This window comes from Pseudomonas sp. NC02 (genome assembly GCF_002874965.1).
Taxonomy (GTDB): Bacteria; Pseudomonadota; Gammaproteobacteria; order Pseudomonadales; family Pseudomonadaceae; genus Aquipseudomonas.
Window position 1 is genome coordinate 595,426 of sequence record NZ_CP025624.1, and the last position, 17,403, is coordinate 612,828.

14 protein-coding genes are annotated in these 17,403 nt (G+C 61.3%); 9 read left to right on the plus strand and 5 right to left on the minus strand.

Translation table 11 applies throughout. From position 1 onward, the window contains the following. The first annotated feature begins 140 nt into the window (after positions 1 to 140). The 6 genes from C0058_RS02700 (at position 141) to C0058_RS02725 (ending at position 9,035) form a co-directional block, all read left to right on the plus strand. Positions 141 to 1,061 carry a hypothetical protein gene (locus tag C0058_RS02700; RefSeq protein WP_008439090.1) on the plus strand — a complete coding sequence of 307 codons (921 nt, stop codon included), beginning with the start codon at positions 141 to 143 and terminating at the stop codon, positions 1,059 to 1,061. After that, positions 1,058 to 1,510, plus strand: a complete 453-nt coding sequence (locus tag C0058_RS02705; protein WP_008439089.1) for a hypothetical protein — start codon at positions 1,058 to 1,060, stop codon at positions 1,508 to 1,510. The genes C0058_RS02700 and C0058_RS02705 overlap by 4 nt, the downstream gene beginning before the upstream one ends. A 45-nt stretch (positions 1,511 to 1,555) precedes the next feature. Next, complete coding sequence (locus C0058_RS02710) at positions 1,556 to 2,005, plus strand: hypothetical protein (RefSeq protein WP_102367983.1); 450 nt, start codon at positions 1,556 to 1,558, stop codon at positions 2,003 to 2,005. Positions 2,006 to 2,192: 187 nt separating this feature from the next. Next, complete coding sequence (locus C0058_RS02715; RefSeq protein WP_102367984.1) at positions 2,193 to 5,483, plus strand: DUF2126 domain-containing protein; 3,291 nt, start codon at positions 2,193 to 2,195, stop codon at positions 5,481 to 5,483. 175 nt (positions 5,484 to 5,658) lie between these two features. Next, positions 5,659 to 8,145 carry a circularly permuted type 2 ATP-grasp protein gene (locus C0058_RS02720; protein ID WP_102367985.1) on the plus strand — a complete coding sequence of 829 codons (2,487 nt, stop codon included), beginning with the start codon at positions 5,659 to 5,661 and terminating at the stop codon, positions 8,143 to 8,145. Then, on the plus strand, positions 8,145 to 9,035 hold the full coding sequence (locus C0058_RS02725) for a transglutaminase family protein (protein WP_003217471.1): 891 nt from the start codon (positions 8,145 to 8,147) through the stop codon (positions 9,033 to 9,035). The genes C0058_RS02720 and C0058_RS02725 overlap by 1 nt, the downstream gene beginning before the upstream one ends. 130 nt (positions 9,036 to 9,165) lie before the next feature. Here C0058_RS02725 and C0058_RS02730 read toward each other — a convergent pair whose 3' ends face one another. Continuing rightward, entirely contained in the window at positions 9,166 to 9,345 is a 180-nt protein-coding gene (locus C0058_RS02730) for a hypothetical protein (RefSeq protein ID WP_003217470.1), read from the minus strand. Between the two features lie 68 nt (positions 9,346 to 9,413). Further along, the gene (locus tag C0058_RS02735; protein WP_003217468.1) at positions 9,414 to 10,001 is read right to left on the minus strand and encodes a TIGR00730 family Rossman fold protein; all 588 of its coding nucleotides are present in this window, start codon (positions 9,999 to 10,001) and stop codon (positions 9,414 to 9,416) included. 337 nt (positions 10,002 to 10,338) lie between these two features. Here C0058_RS02735 and azu point away from each other — a divergent pair, with 337 nt between their 5' ends. Further along, positions 10,339 to 10,785, plus strand: a complete 447-nt coding sequence (azu, locus tag C0058_RS02740; RefSeq protein WP_008439083.1) for an azurin — start codon at positions 10,339 to 10,341, stop codon at positions 10,783 to 10,785. 111 nt (positions 10,786 to 10,896) lie between these two features. Here azu and nadE read toward each other — a convergent pair whose 3' ends face one another. The 3 genes from nadE to C0058_RS02755 all read right to left on the minus strand — a co-directional run bounded on the left by nadE (position 10,897) and on the right by C0058_RS02755 (position 14,053). Further along, complete coding sequence (nadE, locus tag C0058_RS02745; protein WP_003217462.1) at positions 10,897 to 11,724, minus strand: ammonia-dependent NAD(+) synthetase; 828 nt, start codon at positions 11,722 to 11,724, stop codon at positions 10,897 to 10,899. Positions 11,725 to 11,727: 3 nt separating this feature from the next. Continuing rightward, positions 11,728 to 12,942 carry a nicotinate phosphoribosyltransferase gene (gene pncB / locus C0058_RS02750; RefSeq protein WP_003217456.1) on the minus strand — a complete coding sequence of 405 codons (1,215 nt, stop codon included), beginning with the start codon at positions 12,940 to 12,942 and terminating at the stop codon, positions 11,728 to 11,730. Positions 12,943 to 13,156: 214 nt separating this feature from the next. Continuing rightward, positions 13,157 to 14,053: a LysR family transcriptional regulator gene (locus C0058_RS02755; protein ID WP_003217454.1), complete on the minus strand. Its 897-nt coding sequence runs from the start codon at positions 14,051 to 14,053 to the stop codon at positions 13,157 to 13,159. A gap of 154 nt (positions 14,054 to 14,207) precedes the next feature. Here C0058_RS02755 and C0058_RS02760 point away from each other — a divergent pair, with 154 nt between their 5' ends. Continuing rightward, on the plus strand, positions 14,208 to 15,698 hold the full coding sequence (locus C0058_RS02760) for an aldehyde dehydrogenase family protein (RefSeq protein ID WP_003217452.1): 1,491 nt from the start codon (positions 14,208 to 14,210) through the stop codon (positions 15,696 to 15,698). 170 nt (positions 15,699 to 15,868) lie between these two features. Beyond that, a complete protein-coding gene (locus tag C0058_RS02770) occupies positions 15,869 to 17,152 on the plus strand; it encodes an FAD-binding oxidoreductase (RefSeq protein ID WP_087692468.1) in 1,284 nt (427 codons plus the stop codon). Positions 17,153 to 17,403: the final 251 nt, after the last annotated feature.

Consider the following 17,403-nt stretch of genomic DNA (forward strand, 5'->3'; position numbering starts at 1 on the left):
GCCCATTCGAGCGCCATCGCAGGCAAGCCAGCTCCCACATGTGACCGGGTTTCAGCATGAGAATGCGGTCGAATGTGGGAGCGGGCTTGCTCGCGAAAGCGCCAGTTCAGACACCACCCATTTCAAGGAAGAACACCCCCATGAGCAGCCCCCTGCTTGGCATCGGCATGGACTCCAACCGCTCCCAGTTCATGGCCCGCCAGCGCATCGAAAGCCAGATCAACCTGCCACGCCTGTTTGCCGCCATCGACGCCGACCCCGGCATCGTGGGGGCGGGTGTGGTGTATATCGATGCCGACTTCAACATCGTGACCCTGCGTGAATTCAAACCCCTCTGCAGCATTAAGCCCAAGCGCGTGATTCTGCGGGAGGCGCAGAAGTACATTGCCCCCACGCAATTTGCTGAACATGTTGTGAGTAATCCGCGCGAATCCCGCCTGATTGGTGAGGCCGTGAATACCGGCATTTCTTGTTTTGGCGCCGTCATCAGTTGGGCGGCTATTGCCAGCGGAACCATTTTGGTTCCATTCAGCGCCGGCGCGAGTTCGGTCATCGTCGTGGTCGGATACGCGGCTGCTGGTGCAAGCGCACTCCAGTGTTTCAATGGCATTACTCGAACGGTACTCGAGGTGGCAAGGCCAGAGGGAAATGATTGGCTCGACAGCGAGGCGTGGTATCAGAACACCTCAACGGTTTTGGACGCAGTATCGTTAGCTGGAGTGGGTGCCTCCGCCCTGACGACAATAAAACTTGTCAATGTCGCGAAGGCGGCCACAGGCAAGACGTTGCGCGAAGTGCTTCGTGGCTTGAATCGACAAGAAAGAGCGAAGCTCACAAAAGAACTGCTGACCATCAATGACCCTCGCCTCACATCGAAGATGCTCAAGCTCAAGCAGTTGTCGGGCGAACTGCCCAAGCGTTTTACCCCGACCCAACTTAAACACAGTACCAAAACCCAGATTAAAGACGCCTTAGGCGCAACGGCGGGCCTTATAGGGAGTGCTTACACGGGCAACGTAAAAACCATCGCATTGGGGTTGTATGAGGAGGTCGGAGAATGAGCGAGCTGATGACGCTTCGTGATTTTTTCAGGCATTACTTCCTTACTTTTATCGGTGGTGTATTTGCGGCCTATTTTTCTTTGGGCTTCGCTACAGCGCTTTCCTTTGCGACCTATTTTCGTGATTCGCCTCTCGCTGGCGGCTTGGGCTTTTCGATCATGCTCATCGGAGCATTGCTGATCCTGTTAACGGTCCATAGCAATTTCATGATTTTGCGCGGGCGCCCCTCGTGGGTGTGGGTAATGGTGGGTATTTACTTCGCCTGCTTTCTGTTTGTGCTTCCCATGATTCAGTACGCGCCGCACGCCGTTCTTTATGGCCTGGCGTTGGTTTTTCCGCTGTTTGGCCTCTTGATACTCAACAGCTCTGTTCAGCGAGATATGCGCATTAAACTCGTGGGAATTCGCCACATTCGGCAGTCTTTGAAGACCAAGAGCCGAACCCGATAGGTATCAGGACATCACTCCTGTCGATTTTTATCAGGGAATCGAGCAATGAACCAAGCACCGAGCATTCGCGGTTTTCTATCTCGGTATTTTCCTGTTTTCATGGGGGCGATATTGGCATCGGTATTTTCCCTGGCCTTTGCGGTGCCATTGTTTTTTGAAAGCTATTTCCGGGATCTTTCTGTGGCCGATACCGCTAAGTACTCCTTTATCGGCGGAATCGCTTTAACGATGGTCATCGTGCACTGCAACTTCATGATTGCGCGCGGGCACCCGCAATGGGTCTGGCCACTGGTGGTGTTACTGGGGCTTTGTTTCGCGTGTGTGCTGCCCACTATCGTGTATCAGCCGCATGCGTTCATTTATGGCGTGAGCGTGCTTTTACCCTTGCTTGCACTGCTATTGCTTAACAGCAAGCGCCACCGCGAAATGCGCCAGAAACTGGTCGAAGTGCGCCACCTGCGTGAAGCCGTGATCGCCAGGCACAAAGCCCGTTGACTGGGTAGATTCACCACCCACCCTCACACTCCCGCCACAAATATGTGCAACCCTCGCACCACGACGGCAGCCATCGCGCCGTTTTGGTGCTGTACTGCACCGGGTCCCACGATAAAGCGCAATGACCACTGCTCTGGCATAAGTCTTGCGCGCTTTGTTTCCATGCCCTGGCTCGCAGGAGGCCGCCGTGTCGATTCATGTCGCGTTGCACCACGTTACGCATTACCGCTACGACCGCGCGGTCGAACTCGGCCCACAGATTGTTCGTCTGCGTCCGGCGGCCCATAGCCGCACGCGGATTCTTTCCTACGCGCTGAAGGTGCTGCCGGAACAGCACTTCATCAATTGGCAACAAGATCCCCAGGGCAATTACCTGGCGCGTCTGGTGTTCCCGGAAAAAACTGACGAGCTGCGCATCGAAGTCGACTTGGTCGCGGAGATGGCGGTATTCAATCCGTTCGATTTCTTCCTGGAACCCTACGCCGAAAAAATCCCGTTCAGCTACGCCGCCGATGAGCAGCGCGAGCTGGCGCCGTACCTGGAAACATTGCCGCTGACCCCGAGATTCGCCGCGTATCTGGCGGGTATCGACCGCACGCCGTTGCCGGCGGTGGATTTCCTGGTGGGCCTGAATCAGCGCCTGGCCGCCGATATCGGCTACCTGATCCGCATGGAGCCGGGGGTACAAACTCCGGAATTCACCCTGGAAAACGCCTCCGGTTCCTGCCGGGATTCGGCGTGGTTGCTGGTGCAACTGCTGCGTAATCTCGGTTTGGCGGCGCGATTTGTGTCGGGCTATCTGATCCAGCTGACTGCCGACGTCAAAGCCCTCGACGGCCCGTCCGGCACCGAGGTGGATTTCACCGACCTGCACGCCTGGTGCGAAGTCTATTTGCCTGGCGCCGGCTGGATCGGCCTCGATGCCACCTCCGGTTTGTTCGCCGGTGAAGGTCATATCCCGTTGGCCTGTAGTCCTGATCCTTCTTCCGCGGCGCCCATCAGTGGCCTGGTGGAACCCTGCGAGTGCGAATTTACCCACGAGATGTCCGTGGAGCGGATTTGGGAAGCGCCCAGGGTTACCAAGCCCTACACCGAAGAGCAGTGGCTGGCGATCCAGGCCCTGGGCCGGCAGATCGACGGTGACCTGCACAAGGACGACGTACGCCTGACCATGGGCGGCGAACCCACCTTCGTTTCCATCGACGACCCCGACGGCGCCGAATGGAACACCGCCGCCCTGGGCCCGGACAAACGCCGGCTGTCCGCCGAGCTGTTCCAGCGCATGCGCAAGCACTACGCACCCAAGGGCCTGGTGCATTTCGGCCAGGGCAAGTGGTACCCCGGCGAGCAACTGCCGCGCTGGTCCCTCAACTGCTACTGGCGCCGCGACGGCGTGCCGATCTGGCACAACAGCGCGCTGATCGCCGATGAGCAGCAAAGCTACGGCGCCGATGGCATGATGGCCGGGCGTTTTCTGGCCAGCGTTGCCGAGCGCCTGAAACTGCCCGCGCAGTTTGTATTCCCGGCCTACGAAGACAATTTCTATTACCTGTGGCGCGAAGGCGCCTTGCCGCAAAACGTCAGCGCCGAAGATCCGCGCCTGGAGGACAAGCTTGAGCGCGAGCGCCTGCGCAAGGTCTTCAGCCAGGGCCTGGATAAAGTCATCGGCCAGGTGCTGCCGCTGGCGCGCACGGCGGCCAATGACCGCTGGCAGAGCGGGCGCTGGTACCTGCGGGACAACCATTGCCGCCTGGTGCCGGGCGATTCACCGTTGGGTTATCGCCTGCCACTGGCCTCGCAACCGTGGGTAACGGCGGCGGACTATCCGTTCGTGCACCCCACCGATCCCAATCAGGACCTGGCAGACCTGCCGACCACCTCGCAACTGCAAAGCCATGGCGAGGCAGCTGCCAGCCAAGACCGTATCCCGAAGATCGACGAGTCTGCCGACTGGCTGACCCGCACCGCCCTGTGCGCCGAGGCACGGGACGGCCGCTTGTACCTGTTCATGCCGCCGCTGGAACGGGTCGAGGATTACCTGGAACTGGTGGCCGCCATCGAAGCCACCGCCGAAGAACTGCATTGCCCGGTGTTGCTGGAAGGCTATGAGCCGCCGAGCGACCCACGCCTGAGCAACTTCCGGGTGACGCCGGATCCGGGTGTGATCGAGGTCAACGTGCAGCCGTCCGCCACCTGGGACGAGTTGGTGGAACGCACCGAGTTTCTCTACGAAGAAGCCCGGCAAACCCGCCTCACCACAGAAAAATTCATGATCGACGGGCGCCACACCGGCACCGGCGGCGGTAACCACTTTGTGCTCGGTGGCGCTACGCCCAAGGATTCGCCGTTCCTGCGGCGTCCCGATCTGCTGCGCAGCCTGATCAGCTATTGGCATAACCATCCGTCATTGTCCTACCTGTTTTCCGGCCTGTTCATCGGCCCGACTTCCCAGGCACCACGGGTCGACGAAGCGCGCAACGATGCGCTGTATGAGCTGGAAATCGCCTTCGCGCAGATGCCCGAAGCGGGCGAAGAATGCCCTCCATGGTTGGTGGACCGCCTGCTGCGCAACCTGCTGATCGACGTCACTGGCAATACCCACCGCGCCGAGTTCTGCATCGACAAGCTCTACTCGCCGGACGGTGCCACCGGCCGCCTGGGCCTGCTGGAATTGCGTGCCTTTGAAATGCCGCCCCATGCCCGCATGAGCCTGACCCAGCAGTTGCTGCTGCGGGCACTGGTCGCGCGGTTCTGGCGTGAACCCTATGCGCCGCCGAAGCTGGCGCGCTGGGGCACAGAGCTGCATGACCGCTTCCTGCTGCCGCACTTTATCGAGCAGGATTTTGCCGACGTGATCGTCGAGCTGAACGCTGCCGGTTATCCGCTGCGGGCCGAATGGTTTGCCGCGCACCTGGAGTTCCGTTTTCCCAAGGTCGGTGACTACGCCGTCAGCGGCATCGAACTGGAATTGCGCCAGGCCCTTGAGCCCTGGCATGTGCTGGGCGAAGAGGGTGCGGTGGGCGGTACGGTGCGTTACGTGGATTCGTCCCTGGAGCGCCTGCAGGTCAAGTTGAGTGGCCTGCCGCCCCAGCGTTACCTGCTGACCTGCAATGGCATCCCGGTGCCGCTGCAACCCACCGGGCGTGTCGGCGAGTTTGTGGCTGGCGTGCGTTATCGCGCCTGGCAACCGGCCAACTGCCTGCAGCCAACGATCCCGGTGCATGCGCCACTGGTGTTCGATCTTTTGGACACATGGATGCAGCGCTCGCTGGGCGGTTGCCAGTACCATGTCGCCCACCCGGGCGGGCGCAATTACGACAGCCTGCCGGTGAATGCCAATGAAGCTGAAAGCCGGCGGATGGCGCGGTTTTTCCGCTTGGGACACAGCCCCGGGAAATTGCCGGTGCCGAGTGTGGTGATCAATGATGAATTGCCGATGACCCTGGATTTGCGGCGCTTCCCCAATAAGAATGACTAAATGCGATTCAAAATGTGGGAGCGGGCTTGCTCGCGAATACGGTGTATCAGAAACACATTAAGTGACTGACACTCCGCTTTCGCGAGCAAGCCCGCTCCCACACAAGCCCGCTCCCACAGTTGGATCGCGTGGTTTGTGAGTTAATTCGACTTCCCTTGCCTCTGCCGAGCGTTCCATGCCCGACTTGCTCGACCGTTACCCGCTGACCGCGGGCACTTATCACGAACTGCTGGACGACAGCGGCGCGGTTCGCGCCCATTGGCAGCGGCTGCTCGATCACTTGCAACGCAGCACCCCGGCGCAACTGGCCCAGCGCCAAGCCTTGCTGACTCGGCAGATCCAGGAAAACGGCGTGACCTACAACGTCTACGCCGACCCCAAGGGCGCCGATCGTCCCTGGGAGCTGGACCTGCTGCCCCACGTGCTGGCCGCCGATGAATGGAAGCAACTTGCCGCCGGCATCGCCCAGCGTGCGCGCCTGCTGAATGCAGTACTGGCCGACCTCTACGGCCCGCAACGCCTGATCGCCGAAGGCTTGCTGCCGGCAGAACTGGTGTTCGGCCATAACAATTTCCTGTGGCCGTGCCAGGGCATCCAGCCGCCCGACGGCGCGTTCCTGCACCTGTACGCCGTGGACCTGGCGCGTACGCCGGATGGCCGCTGGTGGGTCACCGCCGACCGGACCCAGGCCCCGTCCGGCGCCGGTTATGCTTTGGAAAACCGCACCATCGTGTCCCGCGCCTTCCCGGACCTTTACCGCGACTTGCAGGTGCAGCACCTCACCGGGTTCTTCCGCACCCTGCAGGAAACCCTGGCCCGCCAGGCGCCGAGCGACGACCAGCCACCGCTGATCGTGCTGCTGACCCCGGGCCGTTTCAACGAAAGCTATTTCGAGCATCTGTACCTCGCCCGCCAGCTTGGCTACCCGCTGGTGGAAGGCGGCGACCTGACCGTGCGCGACGCCACGGTGTACCTCAAGACCCTCAGCGGCCTGCGCCGGGTGCACGCGATCATGCGCCGCCTGGACGACGACTTCTGCGACCCGCTGGAACTGCGCACCGACTCGGCCCTCGGCGTGCCCGGCCTGCTGGATGCCGTGCGCCAGGGCAATGTGCTGGTGGCCAACGCCCTGGGCAGTGGCGTGCTGGAATCCCCTGGCCTGTTGGGATTTCTGCCGAAGATCAATCAATTCCTGTTTGGCGAAGAGCTGATCCTGCCGTCCATCGCGACCTGGTGGTGCGGTGAGCCGCCGGTGCTGGCCGAAGCCCTGGAGAAACTGCCGGAGCTGCTGATCAAGCCGGCGTTTCCGTCGCAAAGCTTTACCCCGGTATTTGGCCGCGACTTGAACGACGAACAACGCGAGGCCCTGGCTGAGCGCATGCGCGCGCGGCCTTACGCCTATGTCGCCCAGGAACTTGCGCAGTTGTCCCAGGCGCCGGTCTGGCACACCGTTGACGATCACCTTCAGCACCGCGCCATCGGCATGCGTGTGTACGCCGTAGCCAGCGCCGACGGTTATCGGGTACTGCCCGGTGGCCTGACCCGTGTGGCCGCCGATGCCGATGCCGAAGTGGTGTCGATGCAGCGCGGCGGTGCGAGCAAGGACACCTGGGTGCTCGGCGAACGCGCCCATGGCACCGAGCAATGGCGCGCCCAACGGGCCATCGGCGCCCATGACCTGGTGCGGCGTGATCCGTACCTGCCGTCGCGGGTGGTGGAAAACCTGTTCTGGTTTGGCCGTTATTGCGAGCGCTGTGATGACAGTGCGCGCTGGTTGCGGATCGTCCTCGCCCGCTATGTCGACGGAGACGACCCGTTGGCGCTGCAGGCGGCGGTTGAACTGGGTGAGAACCTGCGACTGTTGCCGGAGGAGGGCGAGTTGCCTGAGCGGCTTCAGGCGGCGTTGCTCGGTGACGACTGGCCGTCGAGCCTGCGGGCCAACTTGCAGCGCTTGCAGTGGGCGGCGTCCCAGGTGCGCGGCAAGCTGTCCCGGGAAAACTGGCAGGCGCTGGTGGAGTTGCAGCGCGAAGCTCTGGACCTGGAAAGCGAAGAGCCGGACTTCGGCGAACTGCTGGATTTCCTCAACCGCCTGGTGATGTCCCTGGCCGCGCTGTCGGGCTTTGCCCTTGACGACATGACCCGCGACGAAGGCTGGCGCTTCCTGATGATGGGCCGGCGCATCGAGCGCCTGCAGTTTCTCAGCAGCAGCCTGGCGGCGTTCCTGCGCGGCGTGGCGGTGTTCGATCAGGCCGGGCTGGAGTGGTTGCTGGAACTGGGCAACAGCAGCATCACCTATCGTTCGCGCTACCTCGCGGTACCGCAGCTGATTCCGGTGCTGGACCTGTTGCTGCTGGATGAGCAAAACCCCCACGCAGTGCTGTTCCAGCTGAAACTGGTGAGCCGCACCTTGCGTCGCTTGAATGACGATTTCAGCGTGCCCCGGGAAACCGGGTTGGCGCCGTTGGTGGAGCGCCTGGCGCGCTTTGACCTGGGCTGCCTGGAGAATCCGCTGTTCGGCGAGTCCAGTGTGCGCGCTGCGCTGGACGGCCTGGCCGACCTGCTGCAAGCGGTGGCCGATGAAAGTGGGCAAGTCTCGGATCGCCTGGCCTTGCGCCATTTTGCCCATGTGGACGATGTCAGCCAGCAAACGGTGTCTGTGTGATGAGTGCCCGCTACCAGATTTTCCACGATACCCACTACCACTACGACAGCCCGGTGTCCCTGGCCCAGCAGCTGGCGCACCTGTGGCCGCGGCCTTGCGCCTGGCAGCGCTGCAGCTCGCAGCAACTGGAGATCAGCCCAGAACCGACCTCGCGCCGGGATGAACTGGATGTGTTCGGCAACCCGATCACCCGGCTGGCATTCGAGCGGCCCCATGATGAACTGCTGGTGAACGCCGGGCTGACAGTGGAGGTGTTGGCGCGGCCGCTGCTGGATTTCAGCCTGTCGCCGGCCTGGGACCAGACCCGCAACGGCCTGACCTACAGCAGCCAGCCGCTGTCGGCCGAAGTGATCGAGGCGTGCCGCTATCGGTTCGAATCGCCCTATGTGCATTTGAAGAAAAGCTTCGTCGAGTTCTCCGAAGACTGTTTCCCGGCTGGTCGTCCGTTGCTGTTGGGTGTGCAGGCGCTGATGCAGAAGATCTTCAGCGAATTTACTTTCGATGCCGAAGCCACCCAGGTCGCCACGCCGTTGGTGGAAGTGCTGGAGCGCCGGCGCGGCGTGTGCCAGGACTTCGCCCACCTGATGCTCGCGTGCCTGCGTTCCCGGGGCCTGGCGGCGCGGTATATCAGCGGTTACCTGCTGACCCAGCCACCGCCCGGCCAACCACGGTTGATCGGCGCGGATGCGTCCCACGCGTGGGTTTCGGTGTTTTGCCCGGTGTCGGGTTGGGTGGATTTTGACCCGACCAACAATGTGCAGCCGGCACTGGAACACATCACCCTGGCCTGGGGCCGGGACTTTTCCGATGTTTCGCCGTTGCGGGGGGTGATTCTGGGGGGAGGGAGCCATGACCCGGAAGTGCGGGTGACGGTGATGCCGCTGGAGTAATGCACAAGATCGTTCCCACGCTCCGCGTGGGAATGCCTGTTGTGACGCTCTGCGTCACCCTGCACATATCTCAAATCGGGACGCGGAGCGCCCCAGGATGCATTCCCACGCGGAGCGTGGGAACGATCACCTATTCAGCGTCTTTCGGTGCTTCGGTTTCGTCTGTAGCCACTGTACCTTCAGCATCCGGGTTCAGTGCACCGGCTTCTTCGTCGGCTGCAATTTTCTTGCGCTGCAGCTTTTCCTCTTTCTTCTGCTCTTTGGCCAAGTCTCTCTGACGTTTGGCGAAGGAGTAATTAGGTTTTGCCATGGGCGATCCTCTGGGGTCGAAGGTGAGGTTGAGCGGCGCGTATTCTGCCTTTAATCGCGTCCCAAGGGTTAATCGGGTTTTTGGTCCACCCATTTGGGCAGGACCAGCGGTTGCCAGGCATCCAGTACGTCAAGCAGCTCAGCCGGCGATTCGCTCATTTGCAGCATGGCACGATGCGGTGCCCGGACGAAGCCTTCGCCGACGATATGATCAAGAAAATCGGTCAACTTGCGGTAAAAACCGTTCACTTCGAGCAAACCCAGCGGTTTGCCGTGGTAGCCGAGCTGGCCCCAGGTCCAGACTTCGAACAGTTCTTCCAGGGTGCCCAGGCCGCCCGGCAGCGCAATAAAGGCGTCGCTCAGCTCGGCCATGCGTGCCTTGCGGGCGTGCATGCCGTCGACCACCTCCAGGCGGGTCAGGCCTTTGTGGCCGATTTCGAGGTTTTTCAGGCTTTCGGGAATAATTCCGATCACCTCGCCGCCGGCTTCCAGCGCCGCATCGGCGACGATACCCATCAGGCCCACGGCGCCGCCGCCGTACACCAGGGTCAGCTTGCGCTCCGCCAGCGCGCGCCCGAGGGCCACGGCTGCTTCACGGTAGGCCGGGTTGGTGCCGCTGCTGGCACCGCAAAACACACAGACAGACTTCAAGGACATACCTGACTCCACTCAGTTGTGGCTAAAGAGTAAAGGCTGGCTTGCGTCTCTCAAAGGATTAAACCTCGCGTTGAGGTGTTTCGCAGGTGCCGCTGGCACCACAGGCATAGGCGGCAAGCAGGCTGCGGAACAGGCTATTGAGGTGCATGGCTGGGACTCCGGAAGGGTGATGGACCGATCATAGGCCGGCACCCGCACTTTGGCCGGTAGATTGTGTCGATGAGTCTGATAGCCTAAAGTTGTATACAATCTGTTGATACAGATCATATGAAGTCCTGCCTGACTCAGGCACCCTTGTCGCAATATGCGTTTTTTAAACCCTGCCCTGGAGATTCACATGTTTGCCAAACTCGTTGCTGTTTCCCTGCTGACTCTGGCTAGCGGCCAGTTGCTTGCTGCAGAGTGCAAGGTCACTGTCGACTCCACTGACCAGATGTCCTTCAACACCAAGGCCATCGAAATCGACAAGAGCTGCAAGACGTTCACCGTTGAGTTGACCCACTCCGGCAGCTTGCCGAAAAACGTCATGGGCCATAACTGGGTGCTGAGTTCCGCCGCCGACATGCCTGGCATCGCCAGCGACGGCATGGCTGCCGGCATCGACAAGAACTACCTGAAAGACGGTGACACCCGCATCATCGCCCACACCAAGATCATCGGTGCCGGCGAGAAAGACTCCGTGACCTTCGATGTGTCGAAGCTGGCGGCAGGCACTGACTACGCGTTCTTCTGCTCGTTCCCAGGCCACATCTCGATGATGAAAGGCACTGTGACCCTGAAGTAAACACTCTTGTAGGAGCGAGCTTGCTCGCGAAAACCTCAAAGGCACCGCGCTCATCCAGGATGGGCGCGTTTTCGTTGACGATCTTCGCGAGCAAGCTCGCTCCTACAGTGCTCAGGGTGCAAACGGCATTACCCGCTTGTGCTCGGTCTTGCGATAGGTGTCGCAGATGATCTTGAAGGCCTCCTCGCGCACCGGCTCGCCGTGCAGGAACGCGTCGATCTCGGCATAGGTCACGCCATGGGACGCTTCGTCCGGCTTGCCCGGCGACAGGTCTTCCAGGTCGGCCGTCGGGATCTTCTCTACCAGCGATTCCGGAGCACCAAAGTGCCGGGCAATCGCACGCACCTGGTTCTTCACCAGCCCGCTCAGCGGCGCCAGGTCGCAGGCGCCATCACCGAACTTGGTGAAAAAGCCCATCACCGCTTCCGCCGCATGGTCGGTACCGATCACCAAACCACCGGCCGCGCCAGCGATGGTGTACTGCGCCACCATGCGCATGCGCGCCTTGGTGTTGCCCAGCACGAAGTCCCGGGAGACCGCGGCCTTGCCTTCAAACGCCGCCACTTCATTGGCCAGGGATTTCACCGCCGGGCCGATGTTCACTGTGTGGCGCTCGTCGGGCTCGATAAAGTCCACGGACGCCTGGGCGTCGTGTTCGTCGAACTGGGTTTCGTAGGGCAGGCGCACCGCGATAAAGCGGTACGCATCGTCACCCTTGGCAGCCCGCAACTCTTGCATTGCACGCTGGGCCAGCAGGCCGGCGGTCAGGGAGTCGACGCCGCCGCTGATGCCCAGCACCAACGTCTTGAGGCCTGAATTGAGCAGGCAATCCTGGATAAAGGTAACGCGCCGGGCGACCTCCGCCTCAAGGGCGGCCTGGTCCTTGAACGGTGGTTGGACCTTGAGCTGTTCAGCAATCTCGCGCTGTACGGCTTGCATGATTCACTCCTTGCTGGGTAGGGCAGGTACTTTGAAAACGTGGCGCAAATAGGCGACAAAGTTCGGATCGGTGCAGTGGGTCTTGCCCGCTTCATCGGAAATCTTCGCGACGGGCTGGCCATTACAGGCAGTCATTTTAAGCACGATGCTCATCGGTTCCACACCTGGAATATCACAGGTCAGGTTGGTGCCGATGCCGAAGCTCACATTGATCCGACCACGCAGCGCGCGGAAAATCTCCAGCGCCTTGGGCAGCGACAGGCTGTCGGAGAACACCAGGGTCTTGCTCATGGGCTCGATCCCCAGCTTGTGATAGTGGGCGATCGCCTTTTCGGCCCATTGCACCGGGTCACCGGAGTCGTGGCGCAGGCCGTCGAAGAGCTTGGCGAAGTACAGGTCGAAATCGCTGAGAAACGCATCGGTGGTGATGCAATCGGTCAGGGCGATGCCCAGCAGGCCACGGTACTCGCGCACCCAGCAGTCGAGGGCGGCGATCTGGCTGTCGATCAGGCGCGGGCCGAGTTGCTGGTGGGCCATGATCCATTCGTGGGCCATGGTGCCCAGCGGCTTCATGTTCAGCTCGCGGGCCAGGTGCACGTTGCTGGTGCCGACAAAACGCCCGGGGAAGTCGTGCTTGAGCACGTTCACCACTTCTTCCTGCACGCGGTAGGAGAAGCGTCGACGCGTGCCGAAATCCGCGACCTGCAGTTCGGACAGTTCTTCGACGCTGGCGTTGGCCGTCAGCCAGTCGAACTTGCGATACAGCTGCTCGCGGGCCTGTTCGAGGATCACGCTCTGGTAGCGATAGCGGTTACGCACTTCGCTGACGATGGCCAGCATCGGCACTTCAAACAGGATCACGTGCAGCCATGGCCCGCGCAGGCGGATAAACAGCTCACCGTTTTCGATACCGGTGTGCACGTAGCGCAGGTTGAAGCGAAACAGCCCGAGGAAACGCAGGAAATCCGGCTTCATGAAGCTGATGCGTTCCAGGAAGCCCAGTTGGTCGGGGCTCAGGCTCAGCTCGGCGAGGCGCTCGATCTGGTAGCGGATCTCCGCCAAGTACGGGCGCAGGTCTTCACTGTTGCGGCAACGAAACTCCCATTCAACTTCCACGTTCGGGTAGTTGTGCAGCACCGCCTGCATCATGGTCAGCTTGTAGAAGTCGGTGTCGAGCAGGTTCTGCACGATGCGATCGGCAAACACACTCTCGCTCATAACGGGAATCTCCAGACGGGTCGGCGATGGGCGCTGACCTTTACGCACAATTAAGGAATGGCGCTAGTGGCGCATAGACCTGTGCTGTTTTGCCAGTGATTTTTTTGGGGATGACTACTGGCGCCATCGCAGGCAAGCCAGCTCCCACAGGTGAATGCATTCCAAAATGTGGGAGCTGGCTTGCCTGCGATAGCGGTATTGCAGGCAAAAAAGGTCAATCAGACTCAACCTGCTCCATCATCCACTTCACAAAATCCCGCACCTTGGGCACTTCCGCCGAGTGCTCGGGGTAGGCCAGGTAATACGCATCCTGGCTCGGCATCGCGTGCTGCCAGGGGATCACCAGCTTGCCTTCTGCTAGCTCTTCTTCCACCAGAAACCTGGGCAGCAGCGCCACACCGCAGCCAACCTGTGCGGCGCGAATGCACATATAAAAGGTCTCGAAGCGCGGCCCATGGTAGCTGTGCTCGGTGTGATGACCCTGGGCGGCGAACCAGTCATGCCAGCCTTGCGGGCGCGAGGCGTTTTGCAGCAACACCAGTTCGCTCAGTTGCGTGGGGTCGGTAAATGCTTGGGCGGGCAGGCTGTCGGGTGAGCACACGGGCACCAGTTCTTCGCTGAACAGCTTGAGGCTCTCGGTGCCGGGCCGTGAGCCCTGGCCAAAGTAGAAGGCCAGGTCGGCCTTGCCTTGCAGCAGCTCGTCGGGCTCCTGTTCGTTGCACAGGTCCAGGTGAATCTGCGGATGGCGTAGTCGCCAGCCCTTGAGGCGCGGCACCAGCCAGCGGGCGCCGAAGGTGTAGGGCGTGGACACCCGCAGCACTTCAGTCTCGCCGCCGTAGGAGCGCAGGTAATGGGTGGACATCTCCACCTGGGTGAGGATCTTGCGCACTTCCACCAGGTACAGATCGCCCGCCGGGGTCATCTGCAAGCGGCGGCGCACCCGGCGAAACAGCAGGTGCTGCAACAGTTCTTCCAGCTGCGCGACCTGTTTGCTGACAGCGCTCTGGGTGAGGTTCAGCTCTTCGGCGGCGCGGGTAAAACTCAGGTGGCGGGTGACCGCTTCGAAGCACTGCAGGGCGGTGATCGAGGGCAAATGTCTTTTATTCAGCACGGCACGCCTCTTTTTGTTCTTAGCATGAATAAACGGAATGATATCTCGCCTAATCGTCGTTTGTTGGCAAGTCTTGGGCCAGCTACAAATAAGGTCTGGATCGCCGCGACCGCTGGCGGCGCAAATTTCTGTTTGTAGATTGAAGGAGTGACCCATGGTTGCCGCATTGCTTGATCGTCTCGGGGTAAACCCGGCGCTGTACCAGTCGGGTAAACAACCCGTGCATTCGCCCATTGATGGCAGCCGGATTGCCAGTGTGCACTGGGAAGGCGCCGCCGAGGTGGAGCAGCAGGTCAGTCGCGCCGAGCATGCATTCGAGGCCTGGCGCAAGGTGCCGGCCCCGCGTCGTGGTGAGCTGGTGCGCCAGTTCGGTGACGTGTTGCGCGAGTACAAGGCCGACCTCGGCGAGCTGGTGTCGTGGGAAGCCGGCAAGATCACCCAGGAAGGTTTGGGTGAAGTGCAGGAAATGATCGACATCTGCGACTTCGCCGTCGGCCTGTCGCGCCAGCTGTACGGCTTGACTATCGCCTCCGAGCGTCCGGGCCACCACATGCGTGAAACCTGGCACCCGCTGGGCGTGGTTGGCGTGATCAGCGCCTTCAACTTCCCGGTCGCCGTATGGGCGTGGAACACCGCGCTGGCGCTGGTGTGCGGCAACGCAGTGATCTGGAAACCGTCGGAAAAAACCCCGCTTACCGCCCTGGCCTGCCAGGCACTGTTCGAGCGCGTACTGAAGAACTTCAGCGATGCGCCGCCGTACCTCAGCCAGGTGATCATCGGTGGCCGCGATGCCGGCGCCGCACTGGTGGATGACCCGCGTGTTGCGCTGATCAGCGCCACCGGCAGCACCCGCATGGGCCGCGAAGTAGCGCCGAAAGTCGCTGCACGTTTTGCCCGCAGCATTCTCGAACTGGGCGGCAACAACGCGATGATCCTCGGCCCAAGCGCCGACCTGGACATGGCCGTGCGCGCGATTCTGTTCAGCGCCGTCGGTACTGCCGGGCAGCGCTGCACCAGCCTGCGCCGCTTGATCGCCCATGAGTCGGTGAAGGAGGAAATCGTCACCCGCCTCAAGGCTGCGTATTCCAAAGTGCGCATCGGCCATCCGCTGGAAGGCAACCTGATCGGCCCGCTGATCGACAAGCACAGCTTCGAAAACATGCAGGACGCCCTGGAGCAGGCCTTGAGCGAAGGCGGCCGGGTGTTTGGCGGCAAGCGCCAGTTGGAAGACACGTTCCCCAACGCTTACTACGTGTCGCCGGCCATCGTGGAAATGCCGGAGCAGAGTGATGTGGTGTGCACCGAGACGTTCGCGCCGATTCTGTATGTGGTCGGCTATACCGATTTCGCTGAAGCTCTGCGCCTGAACAATGCGGTGCCACAAGGCCTGTCTTCGTGCATCTTTACCACTGACGTGCGCGAGGCCGAGCAGTTCATGTCGGCGGTGGGCAGTGACTGCGGGATCGCCAACGTCAACATCGGCCCGAGCGGCGCGGAGATTGGTGGCGCGTTTGGCGGTGAGAAAGAGACCGGTGGCGGGCGTGAGTCGGGCTCGGATGCATGGCGCGGGTACATGCGTCGCCAGACCAATACCGTGAACTACTCGCTGGAACTGCCGCTGGCCCAGGGCATTACCTTCGACTGATACCTCAAGTCGGAGTGAGGTCAATGTGGGAGCGGGCTTGCTCGCGAAAGCGGTGTGTCAGTCAACGAATGCTTATCTGATCCACCGCTTTCGCGAGCAAGCCCGCTCCCACATTTGACCGTATTTACAATTCGGAAAAGTGGTTTGTTAGGTCTCATCGGAGTCTGGCAATGGCATTACGCGAAGCATGCTTGTGGGAACAACTCACTCCTGGCCGGCCGGATCGTGCCGCGCTCAAGGGCGAGGTAAAAGTGGATGTGTGCGTGATCGGCGCCGGCATCACCGGTTTGTCGGCAGCCATACACTTGCTGGAACAAGGAAAAAGTGTCGCCGTACTCGAGGCCCATCGCACCGGCCACGGTGGTTCGGGGCGCAACGTAGGGCTGGTCAATGCAGGGATGTGGATTCCCCCGGACGAGATCGAAGCCGGTTTTGGTACCGCGGTGGGCAGCCAGCTCAACCGCATGCTCGGCGCGGCACCGTCCCTGGTGTTCAGCCTGATCGACAAATACAACATCGACTGCCAACTGCGTCGCGAGGGCACCTTGCACATGGCGCACAACGCCCGTGGCGAGGCGGATTTGCGCAGTCGTGAAGAACAGTGGAAGCGTCGCGGTGCACCGGTGGAGCTGTTGACCGGCGCTGCATGCGAACAAGCCACCGGTACCAAAAAGATTGCTGCCGCCTTGCTCGACCGGCGGGCCGGCACCTTGAACCCGATGGCCTACACCAGTGGTTTGGCCAATGCCGCCGTCGGGCTCGGCGGACAGTTGTTCGATCACTCCCCAGTCACCCAACTGGAACGCCAGGGCCAGCACTGGTCAGTGCAGACTGCCCAAGGCTCGGTGCAGGCCGAACAGGTGGTGATCGCTTCGAACGCCTACACCGAAGGCGAGTGGACCGAGCTGCGCCGCAACTTTTTCCCCGGTTATTACTATCAGGTGGCGTCGGCCCCTCTGACCGACGACGCCGCCCAACAAATCCTGCCCGGCGGCCAAGGCTCCTGGGACACTCGCCAGGTACTCAGCAGCATCCGCCGCGACGCCGAAGGCCGCCTGCTGCTCGGCAGCCTGGGCAACGGCAACCAGAAACCCGCGTGGTTCCTCAAGGCCTGGGCCGATCGGGTGCAACAGCACTACTTCCCGTACCTCAAGCCGGTGCAGTGGGAGTGCACCTGGACCGGCTGCATCGCATTCACCCCGGACCACTTGATGCGCCTGTTCGAGCCGGCGCCCGGGTTGGTGGCGGTCACCGGTTACAACGGGCGCGGGGTGACGACCGGCAGTGTCGTGGGCAAAGCCTTCGCGGATTATCTGTGTCACCAGGATCCACAGGCACTGCCGATCCCCTTTGCGCCGATGCAGCCGTTGGCCGGTGTGGGCCTGCGCAGCTGTTTGTACGAGGCGGGATTCTCGCTGTATCACGCGGGCCAATGCCTGCGGATCGTGATCTGATCAACGAAATACCCCTCAGAAGCCTGCATTTTCTTAGCCGGCTACTAATCTGTATTGGTGCGAGTCGTAGCAGTAACGCACTGTAAATGTGCACTTCCGTTACGCACGCTGTTACATGTTTAAGGGTGGCCGTTTAGTGGCCGGGTTGCAGTGCTTGATTGGTCGGGTTGCACTTTATAGGTCCAATGGTTGCACCTGGTTGAGATAGACGGTTGCACGTCCAATCAAAAGGCGCCCAAAAACCTGCAATA